The 16,985-nt window shown below is 50.9% G+C and carries 18 protein-coding genes; 7 read left to right on the top strand and 11 right to left on the bottom strand.

Annotated elements, in window-relative coordinates; all coding sequences use genetic code 11:
- Positions 1-26: 26 nt before the first annotated feature.
- The gene (locus GS601_RS04485) at positions 27-776 is read right to left on the bottom strand and encodes a DUF2996 domain-containing protein (RefSeq protein ID WP_162422073.1); all 750 of its coding nucleotides are present in this window, start codon (positions 774-776) and stop codon (positions 27-29) included.
- A gap of 69 nt (positions 777-845) precedes the next feature.
- Between GS601_RS04485 and GS601_RS04480 the strand changes: the two genes are divergently transcribed.
- On the top strand, positions 846-1,721 hold the full coding sequence (locus GS601_RS04480; protein WP_338016961.1) for an alpha/beta fold hydrolase: 876 nt from the start codon (positions 846-848) through the stop codon (positions 1,719-1,721).
- A gap of 26 nt (positions 1,722-1,747) precedes the next feature.
- On the opposite strand, the gene GS601_RS04475 is transcribed toward GS601_RS04480, so the two are convergent.
- From GS601_RS04475 to carA, 5 genes are all read right to left on the bottom strand, one after another.
- Positions 1,748-2,020, bottom strand: a complete 273-nt coding sequence (locus tag GS601_RS04475; RefSeq protein ID WP_162422072.1) for a DUF1816 domain-containing protein — start codon at positions 2,018-2,020, stop codon at positions 1,748-1,750.
- Between the two features lie 206 nt (positions 2,021-2,226).
- Complete coding sequence (rlmB, locus tag GS601_RS04470) at positions 2,227-3,822, bottom strand: 23S rRNA (guanosine(2251)-2'-O)-methyltransferase RlmB (protein ID WP_162422071.1); 1,596 nt, start codon at positions 3,820-3,822, stop codon at positions 2,227-2,229.
- Positions 3,823-3,957: 135 nt separating this feature from the next.
- Positions 3,958-4,401, bottom strand: coding sequence for a ribonuclease III domain-containing protein (locus GS601_RS04465; protein WP_162422070.1), 444 nt, complete (start codon positions 4,399-4,401; stop codon positions 3,958-3,960).
- A 199-nt stretch (positions 4,402-4,600) separates the two neighbouring features.
- Positions 4,601-4,969, bottom strand: coding sequence for an anti-sigma factor antagonist (locus tag GS601_RS04460; protein WP_162422209.1), 369 nt, complete (start codon positions 4,967-4,969; stop codon positions 4,601-4,603).
- 128 nt (positions 4,970-5,097) lie between these two features.
- A complete protein-coding gene (gene carA, locus GS601_RS04455) occupies positions 5,098-6,240 on the bottom strand; it encodes a glutamine-hydrolyzing carbamoyl-phosphate synthase small subunit (protein ID WP_162422069.1) in 1,143 nt (380 codons plus the stop codon).
- Positions 6,241-6,327: 87 nt separating this feature from the next.
- On the opposite strand from carA, the gene GS601_RS23730 reads away from it, so the two are divergent.
- Complete coding sequence (locus GS601_RS23730; protein WP_162422068.1) at positions 6,328-7,284, top strand: retroviral-like aspartic protease family protein; 957 nt, start codon at positions 6,328-6,330, stop codon at positions 7,282-7,284.
- A gap of 13 nt (positions 7,285-7,297) precedes the next feature.
- Here GS601_RS23730 and GS601_RS04445 read toward each other — a convergent pair whose 3' ends face one another.
- Both GS601_RS04445 and trpD read right to left on the bottom strand, forming a co-directional pair.
- Entirely contained in the window at positions 7,298-8,317 is a 1,020-nt protein-coding gene (locus tag GS601_RS04445; RefSeq protein WP_162422067.1) for a 2-hydroxyacid dehydrogenase, read from the bottom strand.
- Between the two features lie 159 nt (positions 8,318-8,476).
- A complete protein-coding gene (gene trpD, locus GS601_RS04440) occupies positions 8,477-9,550 on the bottom strand; it encodes an anthranilate phosphoribosyltransferase (RefSeq protein ID WP_162422066.1) in 1,074 nt (357 codons plus the stop codon).
- A 141-nt stretch (positions 9,551-9,691) separates the two neighbouring features.
- Between trpD and GS601_RS04435 the strand changes: the two genes are divergently transcribed.
- The 4 genes from GS601_RS04435 to GS601_RS04420 all read left to right on the top strand — a co-directional run bounded on the left by GS601_RS04435 (position 9,692) and on the right by GS601_RS04420 (position 13,498).
- Positions 9,692-9,847 carry a hypothetical protein gene (locus GS601_RS04435; RefSeq protein ID WP_162422065.1) on the top strand — a complete coding sequence of 52 codons (156 nt, stop codon included), beginning with the start codon at positions 9,692-9,694 and terminating at the stop codon, positions 9,845-9,847.
- Positions 9,848-9,901: 54 nt separating this feature from the next.
- On the top strand, positions 9,902-10,981 hold the full coding sequence (locus GS601_RS04430) for an EAL domain-containing protein (protein WP_338016960.1): 1,080 nt from the start codon (positions 9,902-9,904) through the stop codon (positions 10,979-10,981).
- A gap of 177 nt (positions 10,982-11,158) precedes the next feature.
- Positions 11,159-11,569 carry a hypothetical protein gene (locus tag GS601_RS04425; RefSeq protein ID WP_162422064.1) on the top strand — a complete coding sequence of 137 codons (411 nt, stop codon included), beginning with the start codon at positions 11,159-11,161 and terminating at the stop codon, positions 11,567-11,569.
- Positions 11,570-12,292: 723 nt separating this feature from the next.
- A complete protein-coding gene (locus GS601_RS04420; protein ID WP_162422063.1) occupies positions 12,293-13,498 on the top strand; it encodes a homospermidine biosynthesis protein in 1,206 nt (401 codons plus the stop codon).
- Positions 13,499-13,550: 52 nt separating this feature from the next.
- On the opposite strand, the gene GS601_RS04415 is transcribed toward GS601_RS04420, so the two are convergent.
- The 3 genes from GS601_RS04415 to thyX all read right to left on the bottom strand — a co-directional run bounded on the left by GS601_RS04415 (position 13,551) and on the right by thyX (position 15,804).
- Entirely contained in the window at positions 13,551-14,216 is a 666-nt protein-coding gene (locus GS601_RS04415) for an ExbD/TolR family protein (RefSeq protein WP_162422062.1), read from the bottom strand.
- Positions 14,217-14,258: 42 nt separating this feature from the next.
- Positions 14,259-14,915, bottom strand: coding sequence for a MotA/TolQ/ExbB proton channel family protein (locus tag GS601_RS04410; protein ID WP_162422061.1), 657 nt, complete (start codon positions 14,913-14,915; stop codon positions 14,259-14,261).
- Positions 14,916-15,081: 166 nt separating this feature from the next.
- Positions 15,082-15,804 (bottom strand): FAD-dependent thymidylate synthase, encoded by a 723-nt coding sequence (gene thyX, locus GS601_RS04405; RefSeq protein ID WP_162422060.1) that lies wholly within the window; start codon positions 15,802-15,804, stop codon positions 15,082-15,084.
- A 103-nt stretch (positions 15,805-15,907) separates the two neighbouring features.
- On the opposite strand from thyX, the gene GS601_RS04400 reads away from it, so the two are divergent.
- Positions 15,908-16,864: a tetratricopeptide repeat protein gene (locus GS601_RS04400; RefSeq protein WP_238393084.1), complete on the top strand. Its 957-nt coding sequence runs from the start codon at positions 15,908-15,910 to the stop codon at positions 16,862-16,864.
- Positions 16,865-16,985 lie beyond the last annotated feature (121 nt).

Genomic DNA, 16,985 nt, shown 5'->3' with positions numbered 1-16,985 from the left:
AGAGGTTGGGTCACAGCAACCTGTCCCTAATTTCTCGTCAGCCATTTCTGACCATTGAGGCGCTGAACGGCTCCATACACGAGCAGATCTAACGTGACTCGGCGTTCATCAATCAAAAACGATTCCATCGTGCTAAAGCGATCGCTCTCTGCACACGAAAACCCTTTTAGCCCATTAATGCTTTCATCAAAGAAAAAGATATTAAACTCCCGTCGTTGGGCGGGGTGCGGTTGCCACTTGCCAACAATTTGCCAGCATTCGTCAGCCTGAGCATAGCCTTTAATCGGAATTTTTTCCTTCTCAAAGGAGAGATCGAGCGGCGTCACTCCCATGGTTTCCAACCCTTTTTTGAGTGCTGGCAGATAATGTTGCCGAATAAACTCTGTAAACGGCTTGTCTTCAAGGGCAGGGGGCTTTTCCTTCTTAGCCTTAGCCGCAGGCTTTTCATCCTGTACCGGCGCTTTTGCAGCTTTTGCTTTGGCAGCAGGCTTCTCCCCTTCCGCCGTTTTCTCCGCCGTCTCGACCGCCGCTTTTACCGCTTTGTCGGATGGAGAAGCGGGTTTTGTGGTTTTCGCAACTTTCGGAACCGTTGCGTTAGGATTGTCCTCAGCATTTACAGCGTTGGGATCAGGCGCATTCGCAGTTGGAATATCGGTAGTGGCAGGGTCGCCTGTGCGGGTGATATGGTCATCTACGACCTCTGGAGCCATCTGATCGGCGGTTGTAGGCGGTTTGGTTTCCGCGTCGTTTTTGCGCTTGGTCTCTTCGTCTGGCATAGCTCACAATCCTCTGCTTGAGCAACTCGATTTAATGATAGCGGACTGTGGGAGTCTAGGGTATGGGGTATGGGAATGGGCGAGTTTGAGTTAAAAGTCGCGATCGCGGGTCAAGGCTATCCAATTTTGTGCTTGCATGGGCATCCCGGATCGGGGCGGAGTATGCGGGTATTTACCGAGCATCTTGCTCAAAACTTTCAAACTCTTTCGCCTGATCTGCGGGGCTACGGTCAGAGCAAAACCCGGCAAGATTTTACGATGACAGATCATTTGAGCGATTTAGAGCGGTTGCTGGATCGCTACTCCCTCGATCGCTGCCTGCTTTTGGGGTGGTCGTTGGGGGGAATTTTGGCGCTAGAGTTGGCAGTCAAACATCCAGAACGATTTAGTGGGCTAATTTTAGTGGCGACGGCAGGGCGTCCGTGGAGCAACCACCCGCCCGTGAGCTTGCAAGATAACGTGTATACCGGGATCGCCGCAATGCTAAACCTGGTCAAGCCGGGATGGGAGTGGAATATCGAAACGTTTGCCAAGCGATCGCTGTTTCGCTACTTGATTCAACAACACACCCCCGCCGCCTATCACTACATTGCAAGCGATGCGGTCTATGCGTTTGCCAACACCTCACCCGCCGCAAACCGGGCGTTGACTCAGGCAATGCGAGAAGGCTACACGCACGTTCAGGGCTATGAGAAGATTGGATGCCCGTGCTTGATGCTGGCAGGAGAAGCCGATCGACACATCAGCGCAATTTCCAGTTTGGAAACGGCAGACGCTATTCCCAACTGCGAATCGAAAGTTTACCCCAACACCGCCCATCTGCTTCCATGGGAAATTCCTGCCCAACTTTTGAGCGACATTGATCAGTGGTTAGCGCAGCATCCTGAGACTGTTGCCGCAAAGCGAAACAACGCTGGCGGAACCGCAGAACCATCGGCGGGTTAAGACCTCCTTTCTCATCCCTTCCGGGCTTAAAATTGGTTGCTCAAGACTCCCAGCTTGACTCGATCGCTTTTGTCGTCATACACCGTCAAATTCTTAGGCTTGCAGCGCATCACCCTAACCGCAATATTTTGTGCCCCTTCATGCTCTAAGTCCTCCACATATCCGCCCTGGCTTGAGGCGGCCGAGGCTTTATCTAAAAAAGGACCAAAAAAGTAGGTGCAGCGCGGGTTTTCTGTTTTGATTTCAACCCACCAAGCAAGCGCGATCGCATCTAAAAGGCTTGTCAAAAACTCGTTCATAAGTCAAATGCCACTACATTAAAGAACTGCTTGTGAATGGTTTGGTCAAATCCATCTTGCGTTCCACATGAATGAATTTTGCCCAAAAATTTTCTCTTCTACTGTGACCTACAAACCAAAATGCAAGCACAGATTTCTTTATACTGCCTTGCATTTCGTTTTGCAATCACACTTGTGTCTAAATTATGCAGGGATCGCATTGGGGATCATGTTGCTTTGACTGTATCAAGGTGAATCGTACTGATCCAACGTTGCCGAAATACTTCGTAGAGCGCCATACCAGCGGCAACGGAAGCATTGAGGCTAGGAGTCTCACCTTGTAAGGGGATAGACACTAGGATATCGCAACTTTTCTGAGTGAGAAGATTAAGTCCTTCGCCTTCAGCACCAATCACCAAAACAGTGGCTTTAGCAAATTTCACGGTGTGAACGGGCTGACTGGTTTCCGCGGCGGTTCCATAGATCCAAAATCCAGCGGCTTTGAGATCGTCAAGCGCACGAGCAAGGTTCACCACTCGTGCGATCGGTAGCTTATCCAACGCGCCTGCCGCGACTTTCATCACGGTTGAGGTAACGCCCACCGCCCGACGCTGAGGAATGACAAGCCCCTGCGCTCCTAGGGCTTCAGCAGTACGAATAATGGCTCCCAAATTGTGGGGATCGGTAATGCCATCGGCAGCAATAATGATGGGCTGATCGGTAGCCGCTTTTGCTTGTGCGATCAGGTCGCCAATCTCAAGATATTCGTGGGCTGCCACTTGCGCTGCGATCCCCTGATGGTTAGCACGATGGGTAATTTGATCTAGTCGCTGCGGTGACACTTCATCAATCACCGAACCGTTGGCTTTTGCCTCATTCAGCAATCCATGAAAGCGGCTGTCATAGCGGAGTCTAGAGGTGACCCAGATTTTGTTGAGCGTGCGATCGCCCTCTAACGCAGATAATAAGGTGTGCCGTCCGTAGAGCAAATCAGGAGCTTCCTCTTCAAAGGGCGACCCAATTTCAGCATCTAAAGCGCGATCGTAGTCTCGATTGTTGACTCCACTAAAAGAGGCAGGACGACGCTCATACTTCCCATCGCGGAACGACGATCGCTCAGGTTTACCAAATCGCTGCTCTCCAGAACTCGATCGCTCATCGCGCCCTTCAAACCGATGCTCTTTCGCACCCGCGCGATCGTCGCGATCAAATCGTTTTCCACCCTCAAATCGCCGCTCTCCTGATCCCCCAGAGCGCGGTTCAGGACGAGGACTCCGCTTCTCGTAGCCGCCACCACTACCTGAATCGAAACGCCGCTCTCTTGCACCCGCGCGATCGTCACGTTTGCCTTGATCGCCGCCTTCGCGCCCTTCAAACCGCCGCTCTCCTGATCCCCCAGAGCGCGGTTCAGGACGAGGACTCCGCTTCTCATAGCCGCCACCACTGTGATCAAACCGTTGCTTTTTTGCACCTGCGCGATCGTCGCGTTTGCCTTGGTAGCCGCCTTCGCGCCCTTCAAACCGCCGCTCTTTTTGACCCCCCTGAGGGCGGGAATCGCGATCGTATCTACCCGTCTCTGGGGCATCGTATTTGCCCGTGTCATAGCGCTTTTTCGGGCTTTCTCGACGAGAATCCCGCTCTCCTTGATATCTGCTAGGCGCATCAGAGCGATCGTCGCGTTCTGGGGCATCTCCGTCAAACCGTCTGCGGCGCAGGGTTGGCGAATTGGGCCGTGAACCTCCCGTGATCGGTCGCTTGCCCTTAAATCTAGGTTTCTTACCTGACCGATTGGGGGAGCTAAAGTTACGCTTCTCGGTAGCCATAATATTTTTCCTGACGGAGTGAGTAATCGATCAATGGTGAAAACTAAATGAAAGCAAAGGGCAAGCGCTGAACTAAAGATGCCGAATCTCAAAATTGCAAGATATCGATTCTAGCGCTTAATTCCTTTCCACCGGTTACCCCTTTATCTCTTCATCCAACTTCAGGGCGTTGAGTAGCTCTAGCAGGCGGGTTGGATTGGTGAGGTAAAGGTAGCCCATCAACGCTTCAAGGCTAGTAGCTTGCTGATAAATTTCTGGATCAAGTCGCTTGGGACGATTGGAAGCGGCATTGCGACCTCGTTTGAGAATGCCCTGCTCGCTCTCGCTTAAGAGTGGCAGGAGCGATCGCAGATGTTCGGCTTGCTGCTCGGCTCTCACCTGAGCAACGACCTGACGATGATAGGTATCAGAGCGTTTTGGAGGCAACAAAAAGTGGCGACGAACATACAGTTCATAAACGGCATCGCCCAAATAGGCTAAGGCAGCAGGGGCAAGGCGCTGAACCTGAGCAGAGGTTACATCGCCTTCATAGGGTAGCGCGATGCCATCGCTCAGAGGAGACAGATCGTTAGAGATCACTGATTTTCTCTAAGGCACTCATAGAATAGTTTGCATCCAACAGTCCACCTCCAACAGTCCACATCCAAACGTTCACCAGACCAGTTGATGCGATCGCGCATAGGGAAAGGATCGCATCACTCAAGTTGTGAAAAAACCAAAATCGTGAAAAAACCGACTATCTAATAAAAGATAGCGGCTTTTCGGATTGGCGATGAACTTAGGCAGACTTGATATTCTCGATCGCTACATCCACTGAGGGTTGCAACGCCAAGAATTTTTCTAATCGCACTAATTTAACGGTCTGTGTCACCCGCGGATTGGTGACAATTTGCAATGTGCCATTGGCAGACTGAGCCTTCTTCGCAATCTGCACGAGTGCGCCGAGTCCCGAACTATCAATAAAGTCGATAGTAGACAGATCGAGTACAACGTTCCTTGGACCGTCGTCCACACATTTCGACAGAACTTTGCGGAAGGTTGGCTCGGAAAACGCATCCAACAGACCAGTGAGGCGAAACAATTGGTAATTATCCCTAACTTCTCGTGTGCCTCGTAAACTAACCGTTAGGGTAAGTTGCTCAGGAATGGCTCCCTCCTAGCGATGACATGAAATCGGTGAATTTGAGGCTTAAGTATACACTCTCGCAGAGACCTTGGCTACTGCTTGGGAGGGAAATCAGCCAGAGGGTTGGGCAGTAGACGATGGTTAGGCTGTTATTTGCGGTCGCGCATCGCTTTGACGAAGTTTTCAAACAGATAATCGGCATCGTGAGGACCGGGACTCGCTTCCGGGTGGTACTGAACCGAGAACATCGGCAGGGTTTTGTGACGCAGACCAGCGATCGTATGATCGTTGAGATTAAGATGAGTCACTTCTACCAAAGCATCGGAGAGCGAATCGGCAGCGATCGCAAACCCATGATTTTGGCTGGTGATCTCAATTTTTTGCCGAAGTCCCGCTGGGTGGTTTAGCCCCCGATGCCCAAACTTGAGCTTAAACGTGTCTGCTCCTAGGGATAGCCCCAAAATCTGGTGTCCCATACAGATACCAAATACCGGCTTTTGCGCCTCTAGCAGCGCTTTCGTCGTGGCGATGCCTTCTATGTTTGCCGCCGGATCGCCGGGTCCGTTTGACAAGAAAATGCCATCCGGATTGTGCTTCAAGATCTCGTCAGCAGGCGTATCTACTGGCACCACAATCACCCGACAGCCATAGCTTGCCAGGCGGCGGAGAATATTTCGCTTGATGCCAAAGTCGATCGCCACGACCGTCAGCAGTTCCGCACCGTTTGCCAGTGCCGATGGGCTAAATTCCCATTCTTTATCTGTCCCTTCCGACCATTCATACACCTCTAGCGTCGTCACTTCTTTTACCAAGTTCAGCCCTGCCATGCTGGGCGCATCTTGAACCTGCTCTAACAACTCTGAGGGATCAAGCACGTCGGTTGAAATCGCGCCGTTCATAGCTCCTACTGACCGGAGTTTGCGGGTCAGAGAACGGGTATCGATGCCGTAAATACCGACGACATTATGTTGCTTTAGATAATCGGGCAACGATTGGGTAGAGCGCCAGTTACTCGGACGATCGCAGATGTTGCGAGCGATCGCGCCCTTCGCATGGGGCACATTCGATTCTTCATCCTCTAGGTTGACACCGGTATTGCCCAATTCTGGATAGGTAAACGTGATAATTTGCCCCCGGTAACTTGGATCGGTCAACACTTCCTGATAGCCCGTCATGCCCGTATTGAACACAACTTCTCCGATGGTGGTTCCTGTAGCGCCAAACGAAAAGCCTGAATAGGTCGTACCATCTGCTAGAACGAGTAAGGCAGGTTGAACGGCAGTGAGAGACATAGCACAAAAGTTGCGATAAATTCTCCTCATTATTCCACGAGTCTTTGGATTTGCGGGGCAGCGCCAGCAGTTATTTTGAGAAGAGGAGTGCCATCAAGCCGTGGGCGATCGTGTGATGCGGTTCTCCTGGTTTTTGGAACCCTAGGGAAAGCGCAGATCGGTTCTGCTTCTCCTCCCTATCCTGCTTTACCCATGCCTAAGTCTTCCGGTGCACTGTTGTTTGCGATCGCAGGCGTTTTTGCCTTGGGCAGCGTTGCGTGTAGTCGTCTGGTTACTTCTGCCAAGCCCAAGGCGGTGATGTCCACCGGCTCGCCCACCGCGCAACCAACGCCCACCGCGCCAGAGACGCTGCAAGACGAAAGCTACCGACTGGCACTCGATCGAGCAGATAGCGCCAGCAGCATTACCGAATCGGCTCAGTCGCCCGAAGATTGGGAATTGGTCATCGGGCGGTGGCAACAAGCGATCGCCCTGTTGAAACAAGTGCCGCCGCATGATCCCAATAAAAAATTTGCCCTCCAAAAGTTGCGGGATTATCAGCGCAATCTTGCGATCGCCCAGGGTCGAGCAAAGGGCATGGGCACCGACAAGATTAAGGTTATCGATCCCGGCTTTAGTATCGATGAGCCACTGGACAAAACTCAATTAACGCCCTCCTACAGCGCTGGAGACGCGGTTTATCGCGTCAAGATCAAATATCGTAAGCACCGGATTCCCGTGATCGATGTGATTTTTAATGGCAGTCAACGTTACGAAATGATGGTAGACACAGGCGCATCCAACACCATGATCAACGAAGAGATGGCAGAACGGTTAGGCGTCAAAATAGTCGGCACCAGCAAAGCCCAAACTGCCGCAGGCGTAACAGACGTAAACATCGGCTTTCTTAACTCGATCTCGGTTGGCAACAACACGATCGTGGATGTGCCCGTCTCGATTGGACCACTTGAGGTAGGGCTGCTGGGTCACGATTTGTTTGGCGATTGCGATCTGTCGATCAAGCGGGATGTGGTGGAGTTTTCCCAATGTCAAAAGAACAAATAATCCGAGCGACGGTTCATCCAGGCATAGGCGCGATCGCTTGAGCGAGATTCACCTGATTTGCACAAGATTTGGCTTGTTGATAGTCGGTAATATTCGAGAGCGTTGTTTCAGCAATGTTTTGCAGCGCCTCTTTCGTAAAAAATGCTTGATGAGCCGTGATCAATACATTGGGAAAGGTCAACAATCGCTCAAATACGTCATCTTGGATCACCTGATCCGACAAGTCTTCAAAAAACAAATCCGATTCTTGTTCATAAACATCCAACGCCAGCGACCCAATTTTCTGAGACTTCAATCCCTGAATCACCGCTTCTGTATGAATCAACGCACCCCGACTAGTATTGATTAACATCACTCCCCTTTTCATCTGGGCAATCGAGTCTTGATTGACTAAATAGTGCGTCTCAGGCGTCAACGGACAATGCAGCGTAACAATATCAGCGTCAGCGAAAAGCTTCACCAGGTCAACATATTTCGCCCCTACCGCCTCACAGGCAGGGTTGGGAGCGACATCATAGGCAAGAATTTGGCAGCCAAAGCCGTGCAGAATGGTTGCGACGATTTGTCCGATCTTCCCCGTGCCAACAATGCCGATGGTGCGATCGTGCACATCAAATCCCAGCAGCCCATCCAGGGAAAAATTTCCTTCTCGAACCCGATTATAGGCGCGATGAATTTTGCGATTGAGGGTCAGCATTAGCCCCACGGTATGCTCGGCTACGGCATAGGGCGAATAAGCAGGAACCCGCGCGATCGTCATCCCCAATTTTGCAGCGGCTTTCAAATCCACATTGTTGAACCCTGCACAGCGCAACGCAATCAGCCGAGTTCCATGACCCGCAAGAACTTCTAAAACATGGGCATCTAGCTGATCATTAACAAACACACAAACCGCTAAAAACCCTTTCGCCAGAAGGGCAGTTTCTCGGCTGAGGCGGGGTTCTAGAAAAACCAATTCGTGCTCATGATCGTAGTTTGCAGCGATTAGAAACTGGCGATCGTAGGATTTGGTGCTAAAGACAGCAACTTTCATAGCGGCAAGAGAAGGTAGTGAAGACTGGTGCTGAGGCTAGCTGCACCTGAGCAAAGATTCAAGGGAGCGCTATTCATCTCGACCAAACCAGAACGCAGCAGAGGTTGAAAAAGCCGCAACACCCCAATCAGCCTTGACCCAGACTGCCATAGCCTCTGGCTACTTTAAGAATGCTACCAGTTGCTCTAGCTTCTCCCACGCTGCGCCAGAAGCGAGAATGTCATGGGCGTGAGTGATCCCTTGCTCGTAAGACGTAACCGCCTCGCCAACATGCAGCGCCAATGCTGCGTTTAGCGCCACGACATCTCGCTGGGCAGGGGTTCCCTTCCCTTGCAAAACCTGCTTCAAGATAGCTGCATTTGTTTTCACATCTCCGCCCTTAAGGGCCTCTAGCGAGGCAGAAACAAGCCCCAGCTTTTGGGGATCAAAAGTTGTACGATGAATCTGCTGATCTGATAAAACTGCCAAATCGGTCAAATCGCCCAGACCTGCCTCATCTAGCCGTTCTCTGCCGTGCAGCACGATCGCGTTTTTTACACCCAGTTGCTGGAGTGCTCCCGCGATCGCATCTAGCAACTCTGCATTAAACACGCCGATTACCTGCCCAGTTGGGCGCAATGGGTTGACCAACGGACCTAGTAAATTAAACACAGTTCGCACTTTTAGCTGCTGACGAAGCGGCGCAACGGTTTTCAGTGCCGGATGCCAGCCCGGCGCAAACAAAAATGTGATGCCAACAGCAGCGATCGCGGCTCGAATTTTTTCCGGCGGGGCAGCTAACTGAATCCCCAATTCCTCCAAAACATCCGCCGACCCAACCTGACTTGATGCCGATCGATTGCCATGTTTCGCCACCTGCACTCCCGCTGCTGCCGCCACAAACGCAACCGCCGTCGAGATGTTGAACGTAGACGCGCCATCGCCGCCAGTGCCGCAGGTGTCAATTAGGGGTGCAAGGTGTGGCGTGTCAGCGATAGGAGAAGCAGCTTGAGCCTGAAGGACTCGCGCCATTCCTGCTAGCTCAGATGCCGACACGCGTTTGGTTTGCAGCGCCATCAGAATTGCCCCCGACAGCGCCGGGGGAATGGCGTCTGTCAGCCAGCCTTCCATCAAGGATGCAGCTTGCTCAATTGACAACGATTCGCGATCGAGTAATTGTTGCAGTAGCGTTGACCAATTTAATAAATCTTTAGAACTTGTTAAATTTGTACTTAAGGAAGAAGATTGGATCATAATCTGAATCACGATCAATATATCGAAGAGGTTGCCTGAGTAAACAATCTACATTACTCTGATGTCATAGTCATGCATTCAGGGCAGCCATTCGCGTTTATAGGTCAGGGCTTCATTGCTCTGTAGTCACCACTCAAACGAATGGTTTCGGTTCTGTACGTTGCGGTGTGGCTTAACAACTTAGAGCTTGGAAAGCTGACTCAAGTGCTGGGCTTGGATGTACCAGAGCGTAGACGAGGCAAGCGCGACAGGTGGTTGATTCAGTACATGTGTGCCTCTAAAGCACTCTTGAGCTAGTTGCTCTGGTGTGCTGTTTTAACCTCTATTGTGCAGCGAAGGGGATGGTTGGCTGTGCGGAACGTGAACCCGGTGGATGATGCTCTGAAGTTAATTGTGCAACCCAGTGATGGGGAGTCTCATCTTGCTTTATATCAGTTGGGATTCGGGAAGGTGCCGATGGCTCCTCAACTGCTGTATTGCCATGTAAACGAGACTGAGGTGTCAGAGCTATTTCTTAAAATTAGTCGCTATTTGCCAGAAGATAGGCAGTGTCATTCTCGGTTTATTTTGACGCGATCGCCGCTTGATTCTAAGGTTTTTCTACTGGAATTTCTCAACGCTCAGTCGTTGCGAGATCTGACGCTACTCATTGAACATGCCTGGTTTTTACAAGTCTTGACTCAGCAAGGGTTGTTTTTTAATTTTCAGCCAATCGTGCATCTTGCCTCAGAACGCATTGTTGCCCATGAGTGCCTAGCAAGAGCACAGGGAGCGCGAGGAGAAGAATTTAGCGGTCAGCAACTGATCAATGCGGCATTGCAGATGAACATGACCCACGAGTTTGACGATGCAGCACGAACGGCTTGCTTGGAGGCGTTAGGGAAAGTATGCCAGCAGTTTGCCGGATCAGACCCACAACCCACCTTTTTTATTAATGTTTTGCCCAATGCGATCGCCCAAAATCCAACTTCCCTCAAAGAAAATTGCCAACAGGTGCTCAATCTAGGGTTGCGTCCCGAACAAATCGTGTTTGAACTGACCGAGGTAGAAGCGTTGGGAGACCACCCAGAACTGCCCCGACTGATTCAGCAAGTTCGAGATTGGGGGTTTGGTTTAGCGCTAGATGATTTGGGGAGCAATGTCGCGATTGATCACTACTGCACCGAGTTTCGCCCAGATGTTATCAAACTCGACCGCCGATTGGTTCATCAATGTAGCCGCTACCCATTGAAACAGGTGATGGTTCGCAGTTTGCTGCAATTTGCCCATGAGCTAGGAATTTTGGTGCTAGCAGAAGGCTTAGAATTGCTAGAAGATATTCGGTTTTGCCGCGATATCGGAGTCGATCTAGGACAAGGATTTGGGTTGGGAATGCCCAAACTTGCCCCTTGGGAAAAGCCTGTTCAAATAAAGCCTGCGATCGCTTGCTAAAACCATCCGATCTCTCCTTCTTCTCCCGAAAGCCAGAGATTTTAAGCCTCTGTAAGGTGGTCAGAAAAATAGGGTGGTCAGAAAAATAGGGTGGTCAGAAAAATAGGGTGGTCAGAAAAATAGGGTGGTCAGAAAAATGGTGATAAGCTTGTTCATCGTCCATCGTGCCGCATCCTTATGAAGCTTGAGTTTGTCCCGGTTGAAGAGTTTTATTTTGCCCTAACGCTTGTGGTTCGCACGTTAGAAGATATTTCTACACCAGGACTTGCTGACCAAGTTCACAGCAAGCTAGAACACTTATACGGGCAAGCTTCTACCGTAGCGGCGGCAAGCCAGAACACCTTCAGCTATGTGTTTCGGGTGCTGGAGTATGACCACTCTCTAGCACCTCAACTAGTGGTGTCGATCTCAGATTGGCAAGGGAAGTTACGCCTCAGCAGTGACTACGGCTGGACACTAGACTCAGAGCGTAAACCTATTCGCACTAATGGCTTCGAGCAGCGCTCTGAATTTGCACAGGATCTACGATCGCACCTCACCCAACTCTTAGGCATCACAATCGAACAGCAGTCTACCAGCACACCATAAACTCAAAGAGGCAAATTTTTCGATGAAACCTGCCCCTCTAATTGAATCCTCTAACTGAATAAAGTCGCATTAAGTATCTGCTGGTTGAGACATTAGTGTTAGTATAAAGTCGTTCGTGCTTATTCATAGGTTACAAAAACGTTGAAATCGTTCTCGTTTGCTGGATACCCTTGGCGTCCGCTTTGGTATCTGGAAATGAAGCTAAAGCGAAAGCGCCAGTGTGATCCTGCACTTTCTTGGGCAGACCGCTGTGAAGCGCCCAGTATGAACTGACCGATCTGTAACTTTAGGTTCGCAGTCACCCGTTGTTACGCTTTGTGATTGATAGATTTGCGAACTGGGTCGGTCGAGTTCTCCGCAGAGAGAATTTTGAAAATTGAATAGTGTGACTGGATGGTGATCTGCGGTCTGGGCGACGAGGTTTAGATGCCGATCGCAAATATGCCGTCTTGAGTTCCGAGCAGCGATCGAGGGTTTGTAGATCGGTTTCCTAGCTAGGACCCTTCGTGCACTGGAGCGATCGCAGTTTGGCGGGGTCTTGTTGAGAACGCGGTCTTCTCCGCCCTTGTTCTGAAGGGTTGCTTCTGGTGTCATGCTGAGGGGCTTTTTTGCCAATTCTCAAGCTATAGAGTACAGAGATCTTCTGCCTATCCTCAGTCAGTTGACTGATTTCTACTGTTCTAAACCTCACTTTATGCGTTTTAATCTCTCTGGAGTGCAACAATGTCCAAACTTCTTAGTCACAAAATTACACCCTCCCCCATGCCTGCTGAGATCAGTGTTGTAGATCTGATCGATGGGTATTTCACTGCCTATAACTCAGCACGGTTGCGAGAAGCGTGCCATCTGCTGAGCCGCGAAGTCATGCAAGAAGGCGTGACCGTAGGATTGAGCCTATCGGGTGCGATGACGCCTGCTGGGTTTGGCACATCGGTGCTGGCTCCCTTGATGCGAAATGGGTTTGTAGATTGGATTATCAGCACAGGAGCCAATCTGTATCATGACCTGCACTATGGATTAGGGTTGGATCTGTATGCTAGCAATCCGTTTGTGGATGACGTGAAACTCCGCCAAGAAGGACGGATTCGGATTTACGACATCGTTTTTGAGTACGATGTGCTGCTGGGCACAGACGCCTTCATCCGAGAAATTATCAAGGCAGAACCGTTTCAAAAGCGCATGGGAACCGCAGAGTTTCACTACCTGCTCGGAAAGTATGTGCATGAGGTGGAGCAGCGATTGGGGGTAAAACATGCCTCTTTGCTGGCAGCAGCTTATGAGTGCGGCGTGCCGATCTATACCTCGTCTCCGGGAGATAGCTCGATTGGGATGAACTTAGCAGCCATGGCGCTAGAAGGGTCGGCGCTGCAAATCGATCCGTTGGTGGACGTCAACGAAACCGCCGCGATCGCGTATGCGGCTCGTGAGTCTGGCATCCCGGAGGTAGAGGGGAAGAGTGCAGCGCTGATCATTGGCGGCGGCAGCCCTAAAAACTTTCTGCTGCAAACTCAGCCCCAGTTACATGAGGTGTTGGGTTTAGAAGAACGGGGACACGATTTCTTCATTCAAGTGACGGATGCACGCCCTGATACGGGGGGTCTTTCGGGGGCAACACCCACGGAAGCTGTGAGTTGGGGAAAGGTTGATCCTGATGAATTGCCCGATACGATCGTGTGTTACACCGACAGTACGATCGCCCTACCGATTATCACTGCCTATGTGATAAATCAATGCGCGCCGCGATCGCTCAAACGCCTTTATGAGCGGCGCGGTGACATGATGGCAAAACTCAAGGCTGATTATGAAGCCGCAAAGTTACAGCCGGCTCATCCTGTCACAGAACCCGTTTCTGTCGTTACCAAGGTCGAACGTCAACCCGTAGCAACCTATCCTTGCGGCACTCCTATTCGGAATGGTCGTCATTCATAAGAGTCGCTAGTTTCCGGTTAGGCAGGCTGAAATGCCTGCTTTTTTTGTGGGTTTAGGGTTGCGATTGACCGGGAACCGGATTAGCAGGAGCCTGATTGGGCAACGGATCTGACTGACCAGGGATCGACTGATTTTGATTGGGCAAAGGGGCTAACTGACCAGGGATCGACTGATTTTGATTGGGATCAGTAGGCACAGGTTGCAGCCCGTTTGGATTGATAGGACTAGCAGGCGATCCCGGTAATCCTGGTGCTGGGATCAACGGAGATTGAGACCCTGGCGCGGTTGGATCTGGGGACTGCCCAGGCACTTGAGTTGTCGGCTCGGTGGCAAGAGCGACGCGATCGCCACCCACGGCTCTTAAAATATCTAGCACCTGAATCACATCGTTATAAAACGCGGTCTGGGATGCCCGCAGAACCAGCAGCCCATCGGGTCGTTGATCGTTGTAATTCTTGACGACTTGAAAAAGCTGAGCGCGATTGATCAGTTGGGTATCGACAAAGGTTTGCCCTGTCGAGTCGATCGTCACAACCAGCGTTTCTCGCATTTGCACGTTGCTAGTGCTGGCTCTGGGCAAATCTAGATTAATACCTTGCTGACGGGTTAGCTGCAACGCCGCCAGAATGAAAAAGGTGAGGATGCAGAAAATCACGTCGATGAGCGGAATAATCTGAATCTGGGCATCATCGCCGGACGAGTCAAAATTGATTTTCATGGTGAGGTAGGGAAATGAGCGATCTGATCGAGCTTAGCGACGCTAATCAAGCTGATTGGAAAAATTTTTGTCGTGCTGAACTTGCCATTTCTGACGGTAAAGCACTTCTAATTCGTTGCCTGTGCGCCGGAAAATCTTAGCCTGATTAAAAATTAGACCCTGAAAGATGCGATAAAAGGAAGCAGCAAAAATGGCGACAACTAGACCCGTTGCCGTACTAATCAGCGCTTCTCCAATTCCTGTTGTGACGCCAGTAGTTGACGCAGTGCCGATGTCGCCGATGCGGATCGATCCCAGCGAAATGATCAGACCAATCACCGTTCCCAACAGACCGAGGAGCGGGGCGAGGGCAATGACAGCTTCCAAAATTTTGTCCCCCCGGCGCATGGATGCGATTTCTTCATCTGCCGTAGACTCTAGCGCAAGGCGAAACAGTTCGGGATCGGGATCTTGCAGCCGCATGGGCGAGTAGAGAAACCGACCGATCGGCTGGTCATAGGATTGCCGAGCGATTTCTGTAGCAGCGATCCAGTCTCGCTTTGAGGTATCAAGAATGCGGTTGGCGACTTCTTTTTCTTTATTGAGGACATTGAACCAGAACCACGATCGCTCAATAACTGCTGTAAGCGCCAAGATCGACAGCAGCAAGAGGGGAAGCATACTCACCCCGCCTTTCTGGAACAGTTCTACGATATTCATTGATCTTCTCCTTCCATACCTGCCTCACCCCGCGTGCTGGGTTTGCAACTTCAAAACAGAAGCATACCAAATTTGCAGATCCCCTAACCTTTTGACTGAAGGGTTAATGACATCTTGGGCTGAGAACCGAGTACACAGTTCAGATTTAGGGTTTAGGGTGAGAGTCTTAGGGTGAGAGCCGAGCTTTTTTTAGCCGGTTGGTTTCATACCACTCTGCAATTTCTGGAACCCAGGCTTTGAAATGATCCCAGCTTGACTCACAGAGCTTTTGAGCTTCAAGTTGGGCATCTGCTTTCCAGCGCAGATCTAAAAGGTGCATCAGCGATCGCACGTTGGCAGACATCACCCAATGCTGTCGCACGTCGAAGGGAATCAAGCCTCGCGCATGTTCTTCTGAAAAGCCTTGCCCAATGCGCAATTGGTAGCGTTTGCATGCCTCTAGACACCACTCAATATCTTGCTGACGCTGTTCGGGGGTGTATTCGTATTTTTTGCCTTGGCGATCGCTATACAAGCCTAACGGGCGTAAGTAGAACACCTCCTCAACGTCGCGCTTACCTTCGACAACATCGATAACGCGCTGCCCGGTATAACGGAAAGACTGAACATCAAACGAGATGCCTACCCGATGCGTCCGAATCTGCTGCATGGTGCTGTGGGGAAACCAGCCACAGTTGAGGACAATCTGAGGATGCTCCAACGGGCCGTAGTGCCCTCGATTGCCTGCCAGCAGGTGTTTGATGATCATCTCCCCGGCTTTACGCTCGTCGGGGAAGTGATGGCGATCGTCCCACACAAAGCCCTCTGCATAATCCTGGTGCATGGCAGCGTAGATGGTTTGTTGAGGGTTGGGCGTTTGGGAGATAACTTCGACTTGAAAGCGATCCATAAGTTGAGCGGCGGCAGCGGTGAGCTTTGTGGGATAGAGGGTTTGAAACTAGGTAGAATACCTCGAATTGCTCGGAAACGGTAGAGTCAATCCTTTAAGTTTTTTGTCACGATCGCGAACAAAATCGATTAAGCTAGCTGACAGCACCCTGTCGTTTTTCAAGTCTTATCTTATTGTGCCAAGACGCTTTTCTCTCCTGTCTGCCTGCCTCGCGCTTGGGTTTTGGGCGGTTGCCCATCCTGCATCCGCGCAGCTTGTGCCTCACCTCCCCCAGGTTGATCTCAATAAGCTAGAGCAACAAGGTTTAGGATTATTGCAAGAGGCGACGCAGCTTGCTCAGTTCCAGCAATTTCCATTGGCGTTATCGCGGGCGCGGCTTGCGACTCAACTTGCGCCAAAAGCACCGGAATCTTGGGCAATTTTGGGGAGTTTGTATTTGCAAGCCAACGACCTTGATAAAGGTATTGAGTCGCTGAAGAAAGCCCAGTCTCTTGATCCCAGAAATGCTGCCATTTCGTTTGCCTTGGGCAGTGCCTATTTTCAGAAAGCTGACTATTCCCAGTCGATCAACTATGTTCAGGCAGGTCTGAAGCTCAAGCCCAATACGCCGGGAGCTTTGTTTGACTTGGGTAACGCCCACATGATGTTGAACAATCCCAACGAGGCGATCGACAGCTACCAAAAAGCGATCGCTCAAGACAAGGCATTTTGGCCTGCGATCAACAACATTGGTCTCGTGAAGTATGAAGCAGGGGATGCCAACGAAGCGATCAAGCTTTGGAAACAGGCGGTTTTGCTAGATGCAAAAGCGGTTGAGCCAAAGTTGGCGGTGGCAGTAGCGCTGTATGCGAAAGGCGATCGCGCCCAAGCTCTAGCGTTGGGCGAGTCGGCGCTCAAAATGGATAGCCGCTACAGCGATATTAAATTTTTGAAGGATAATCTTTGGGGCGCTCGTTTGCTGGCAGATACGCAGACGTTTTTTGCGGTTCCCAAAATTCAAGCGACGATTGCCCAAGCGCAATCTGAGCGAGTAACCCAGCCTGAAACTCCTGAGCAGTAGGGCGTGGGTAGGGTAGTGTTAGATGTGGCATCCAGTGCCGCCAGTGCCGCTTGCGACCCTTGACCTGGCGCTGGTGTCCGGGATTGGTAAGGTGGGCATTGAAGTGTGAACGTGGTTAGAG

It is taken from the genome of Myxacorys almedinensis A (assembly GCF_010091945.1).
Classification (GTDB): domain Bacteria; phylum Cyanobacteriota; class Cyanobacteriia; order Leptolyngbyales; family Leptolyngbyaceae; genus Myxacorys; species Myxacorys almedinensis.
This window is presented reverse-complemented; position numbering and strand designations above follow the sequence as displayed.